The organism is Candidatus Thiodiazotropha sp. AKIB8 (assembly GCF_058244675.1).
In genome coordinates this window covers 481,265-487,264 of the sequence record NZ_JBSYOO010000029.1, presented here as the reverse complement: position 1 = coordinate 487,264, position 6,000 = coordinate 481,265, and the positions used below count along the sequence as shown (strand labels likewise).

The following is a 6,000-nucleotide window of genomic DNA, read 5'->3' as shown; positions in this document are numbered from 1 at the left end:
GCAGATGCCCGCCAGAGGCGGGCATCTGCCGGGATCAGAACTCGGTACGGAAACCGACACTGATAGTATGAGAGGTCCAGTCGCTGTGGGCGAGGATGGTACCGTAATCGATGAAGCCGACCATACCGTTCTTGAATTGGGCTGAAGTGCCGATTCTCAAGCGTAGATAGTCCCGATCAGGATCGTCAGTCTCGATCTGGATCGCCTGACCATTTGGATCGCCGACGAAATGGGCGCTGATGACCTGCGAGTCATCCTCGAATTCGTGCAGCCAGTCGAGGCGGGCATAGGGGATCATGACGCCCCAATCTGTGCTCTGGGTATAGGAGACCCTACCACCCAGTTTCAGCGTCAACCAGGTCTGATCCGTATCATCGATCCGGGTTGCCCAGCCGCCGCCATCAGCGGTGGGATCTGAGGTTTCTTCAGTGAAGCCATCGACATCGGATTTTATATACTCCAGATCGGCTCGGGGACCGAAGGTCCAGCCACCACGATTGAAGTCATAGCCGGAGCCGATGAAGAGACTGAACATGTCACCATCGTAGTCGGCAGAGAGGTTCTGGTTGACATCGGCCAGACCGTCGAGCTGATAGACGATGCTTCGGCTCTGGTCGAAGTTGTTGGCGCCATAACCGAGGGAGAAATCGACAAAGTAGTTCTGCTCAGCATAGTAGGTACCGTAGAGGTTGAGGCTATAGCCCTGGGTGTCGATCTCAGCGACATCGTCTTCCAGTTCGGTATTGGTATCGACATAACCGAAGGCGCCACCAAGGATGAAGTTGTTGGTAATACGGTAGTCGACGCCCATGGTAATACCATAGGTATCGAAGTCGAGACCAGCCTCAAGATCGGTCTCATCTTTGCTGCCGGTGGAGATGTCACCGGTGATGAAGACCCCAAGACGGCTCTCCATGAGGGGGTTATCACCACTGGCGCCAGCGCCACGTTGGCCCTTATAGGCCTGGGCGATGGTATCGATGGAGAAGCTCTGGTCGTCGATCAGCAGATCGAGTCCACGGAAGGAGAGGCCTCTTGCACCGGCCCGCAGTGCAGCGATACGGGAGCCCAGATTGCGGATCTGAGCTTCACCACCCTGACGGGATGATCTGTTGGCCTTGGTAGCGGACTCAGGGGTGACCTGGCTCAGGGCAGAGGCAGTATTGGCATCGCCGCCGATAGCCGCACCGACTACATCGTTACAGTCCTCCTGCATGCGATCACTGATACGACCACTGGGACAGGCTTCACCGATGACCATACTGGCGGAAATAATATTTGGGTTGTCACCGGTGTAGGGACTCAGAAGGTCAGCAACAGGATTATCGGTGGGTGCCGGTGTAGGTGTAGGATCATCAGCAGTACCTGAAAGTACAATCCTGGAAATACCCTCATTGGTATCTATAACCAATGCCCCGGAAGAGGTTCCTGTTGATTGCGGTGTAAAAACCACCTGGATGTCACAACTACTCCCAGCCGCAAGTTCTGCACCGCAGTCATTGGTCTGTGAGAAATCGCCTTCTGCTGAAATGTCGTTGATTGTCAATGGTGCATTGCCCTGATTGGTAAGGGTAACGACTTGAGGATCACTGCTCGCATCAACAGATGAATCGGGAAAGGTTACTTCAGTCTCAGAGGTAACCAGATCAGCTACTGTACCAATCACAATCAGAGGGACTGTCTCTAACAGGTCATGTGTACCATCGAATCCATTGATCTCGACTGATCCATTGAGCTCTCCGGTTGCTGTTGGCGCAGCTGAAACAGAAATAGCACAGCTGCTGCCTGGACTCAGAGTGGTTGGACAGTCATTAGATTCAGTGAAGTCTCCAGTCACAGCAACGACTAAATTACTCAGAGTAGTCGTGCCCTGATTGGTAAGGGTCACTATTTGGTCAGCACTGCTGCTGCCAACTGGAATTTCAGAAAAATCCAAGCTGGTAGGGTTTACATCGATTTGAGTGACAATAGCTGCCAGACCGACGGCTGCGAGTGGAGTGCTCGCAGTGGTTCCACCCTGAGGTCCTGTTCCGCTGGCTGTCAGTGTTCCAGCTAGGTCTCCAACTGAGGTGGGGGAGACATTGACCATAATTGTGCAACTGCCGCTGGCCGCCAGTGAAGTTGGGCAGTCGTTGGTTTGAGCAAAAGGAGCTGACGCATCGATAGCCTCAATGGTGACAGGAGCATTACCCGAATTGGTTAATGATACAGGGACAGAAGTGCTTGTTGTTCCGATATTTACAGATCCAAGATCCAGATTATTACTGCCCAGGACCAGATCACCTCGAATGCCATTGCCGCTCAGTGCAACAGTAGGGTTGATTGGAAGATAACTGGCGCCTAGTACTATCGACCGGTCAAATCCAACGATATTGATACTGCCTGTCCGACTACCTGTAGTAGTGGGTGTGAATATGGCCGTGATTGTGCAGCTGAATGTTTCACCAAGTAATGCAGGCGATATTGGGCAGTTATGGGTGATGCTGTAGTCACCCGTTGCGGTGATAGAGGTAAACTCAATAGCGGAGGTGGTGTTATCATTATTGAAGGTGACGCTCATTGGGGTGCTGCTGACGCCAACCCCAACATCTCCAAAGTCGAGAGAAGCTGGCGCTATCGAATAGACGGCGGAAGCGCCAATGGAATAGAACAGCAGTAGAGGGGCTGAGAGATATCTCAGCCACATCATAAAAATCCTGCGCGATATTACAGCTTTACCAAAGTAAAACATTAAGAATCTCCCCGGTTTGTATAATTATTTAATCTATTTGTCCTAACTAAATCCAGTCAGCTCCATTCTCTGCAGAGAAATAGCTGGGAATAAGTTGATTGAAAAAAATTGCTGCTTTTTCTATTCCCCTCAACATATTCTTCTCCCTGAGAAGCCGCAAAAGTCTTAGGTTGAGGCCGTGCCCCGCACCATTAAGGGCTGAACAATTTAAGAGATTGCGTTGTTTTGTGCTCAAAATCTATTTGCGAATCTTCGCGGTCTGGTTTTGTAACGCCCTCTTGAGGGAGAAGAGAACCCTGGTTTCAATTTCTACATTTTACAAGCCGCTTGGCTATTTCAGTCAACTCAGACAATTGTTTATAGCACTTATGATGAAGTTAGCAACAAAGCAGCGGTAATTGGCCTGGTTAGTATTGTTGCCAGGCCAATCGCCTCAATGGTTGTCTGACTATCCCTGAGGTATGAAGAAAAATTCCCCAGCTTCATGCCCCCCATGTTTAATTGGCGCGTATTCAGGTATCTGATCGATACCGAATTTGGATGCTGTCTGCTGAACCTCTTTGGCCAGGCCTCGAAATAGTTTATACGCTTCCAATACGGAATTGTTGTCAGACAAGGTTTTAAGGAAGGATTTGGCAAATACAGAGTGTTTGCCACCGCCCTGATCAAGTACCGGCTTCAGTCCACCTGATGTGAGTACGGTGCGGGAACGTGTTTTGGCCATGACTTTCAACCATTTTGTTTTAACCGTCTCTGACATACCGGAATCGAGTCTTGCCATGGATGACCTGGTGAGAGATCCTGAATAACAGGAGTCCGCCACAACCAGAATATGTTTGGCTGACATTGCGTTGAGAATGTCGGTAATGGCGATATTGGAAATCCAGTTAGCAGTGCTGTTCGGCTCAGCATCTACCGGTAGCCAATAACCACGGAGATTGACGCGATCGAGTTCACCATGACCGGCATAGTAGATCAGGAGATTATCGTTTTCAGTCAATTCCTCCCTTAACTTATTCAGTGCTGACAGCATATCGTAACGGGTCGCGTCCATTAGTACTGTGGTTTTAAAACCATATTTATCACGAAGCAGATCTGCAGTCTGGCGGGCATCATTACTGGCACTGAGCAAATTAGGGAAATGTCCGTACTGGTTGTTACCAATCACTAAAGCATGATATTGACCAAAGTCTACCTGACCAACGAGTCGCTTGGTTGCAGCGAGTGGATCAAATGGCTTGTCAGGTACAATTTCAGGTTGTTTAACATTACGCATCTTGGGAATCAGCAGAAACTCCAAGCTGGTATGTTGTCCCTTTTTATCAACCGCGACCATTTTTACCGGAGTCTGGTCATTCTCAACCTTAACTCGTGTTGAAAAAATTCCGAGAGGATCAGGTGACTGTGTTTGGTCGTTGACTGTAAAAGACAACAGTCCAGCCGGCGCCGACACCTTACCGGTAACCAGGCGCTCCTTAGAGGCGGATCGTAGGCGAACACTGGGCACACCTCTGGTCAATGCGATGGGAGGATCGATGATTTCGATCGTTGGGCCTGTAATCGAGGCAGTTTGGCGCTGAGTACGGATATCCGCCAGTTGAGTTCTATAGCGAAGTGCTTCAGCCTGGTAGCGATCAATTTTTACCTGCTGCTCCTGAATCTCACTCAGATAGGCCTGCTCAGAATCTCTAAGTCTTTTTAACTCCAGCTCCTTTCGCGCAGCAGAGGTTTTACTGGCAACGAGTTCCTTCTGCGTCTGAGACAGTAGTTTCTGTTGCCGGGCCAAGCCTGGATTGAGTTGGCTCAACTGTTCCTGGTTAAGGTCAAGTTGCTGCTGGGAAGCCTGAAGTTTCTGCTTTAATTCGGCAATCTCTTGCTCACGAGCGGCGATGTTTCCCTTAAGTGCAGAACTTTCTGAGATTTTCTGCTGCTCAAGGTTCTGCAGGCGTTGCTGGTACTGATTCAACTCCTGTCTCAGTTTAGTTACTGCAACCCCTTGTTCCCCCATTGCACTCTCTTTGATTTCGGTATCACGTAGCAGACGAGCTACCTCTTTTTCAAGATTGATGGTTCTGTTGGTTGCTTGCAGAAGCGACTTTTGTGTCTCTTGTAGCTGATTGCGCTGTGCCTGGAGTTTAGGCTGATTTTGATCGATATTCTGATTGGCTTTCAGAAGCTCATTTTGAGCGCGGTCATATTTCTGTTTTAATGCAGCTACCTGACTGGTTTGTGTACTCAGCTCCTGCTGTAAGAGCTTTTTCTCCTGAGCTGAGAGTTGCAGGGCACTATTCATCTCCTGACGTTGAGAGCTGAGGCTGGATTCTAATTCCTGTATGGCAAGCTGTTGAGCTTTTACAGCTTGTTCCTGATCTGCTAGCTTGTTCCGGAGTTGATCGAGTTCCTGACTGTTGTCTGGGTTGGTCGAGGGCCTGGTAGTGAGAACTGTGCGGGAGCCGATTTCGTTCCTCAGGCTGAGCATTCGATTCTCAGCTTGAGTCAGTTTAGTGCGCTGAGACTGTAACTGCCCCTTGGTACTTTTCAACTGCTTACGTAACCGATCGGTTTCAGCCATCTGTTGCTGTCGCTCCTGCTTCAATAGTCGCAGTTCACTTCGTTCTGCTTCGGAGATCTCGACTGAGGAGGAGAATTGCAGGTTGTCATTTTCCAGGCCAGAGGCTTTTCGGTACCAATTCAGAGCTTGTGCCAGATCCTTATCTACCCCATAGCCTTTCTCGTATAGGAATCCCAGATTTATACGTGCACGAGAGTTGCCTTGGGCAGCAGCCTTTTGATACCAGGCAGCAGCTGTTTTGTAATCAGGTTCTATACCCAACCCTTTCTCATATATCTCACCGACATAGTTTTGTGCTTCAGCGTCACCCTCTTGAGCCTGAGGTAGCCACACCCGTAAGGAGGTTCGGTAGTCAGCTCTATCAAAGGCCACATATTCACCACCACGTATCTCACACTCAGAGGCGCTGGTTTTAATTGGTCTTCTGGGGGAGACATAGGTCATATTTGAGCCTAACTTGCGAACTTGTCCCGGCAGCAGGCAGTCTACGATAAGTAATTTGTCCGGATCGCCTCCGATTTTGGACAGATTTTGGGCTGTCTCTGCCTTTGTTGCTTGGGACTGGCAGCCGGAAAGGCCAAGCCATGTGGTAATCACGGCGGTGACAACCACGGTCAAGGGGCTAAATCGAGGGGTTAGATTCAAGGTGGGAAGCTGTAACATGTTATTTTCCATACAACGGTTTCATACATTCTCA

2 protein-coding genes are annotated in these 6,000 nt (G+C 49.6%); both read right to left on the bottom strand.

What is annotated here, in order from left to right; translation table 11 throughout:
- Positions 1-34: 34 nt before the first annotated feature.
- Entirely contained in the window at positions 35-2,689 is a 2,655-nt protein-coding gene (locus AC4IFB_RS08730; RefSeq protein ID WP_490779948.1) for an autotransporter family protein, read from the bottom strand.
- 490 nt (positions 2,690-3,179) lie between these two features.
- Positions 3,180-5,966, bottom strand: a complete 2,787-nt coding sequence (locus AC4IFB_RS08725; protein ID WP_490779947.1) for a caspase family protein — start codon at positions 5,964-5,966, stop codon at positions 3,180-3,182.
- Between the last annotated feature and the right edge of the window lie 34 nt (positions 5,967-6,000).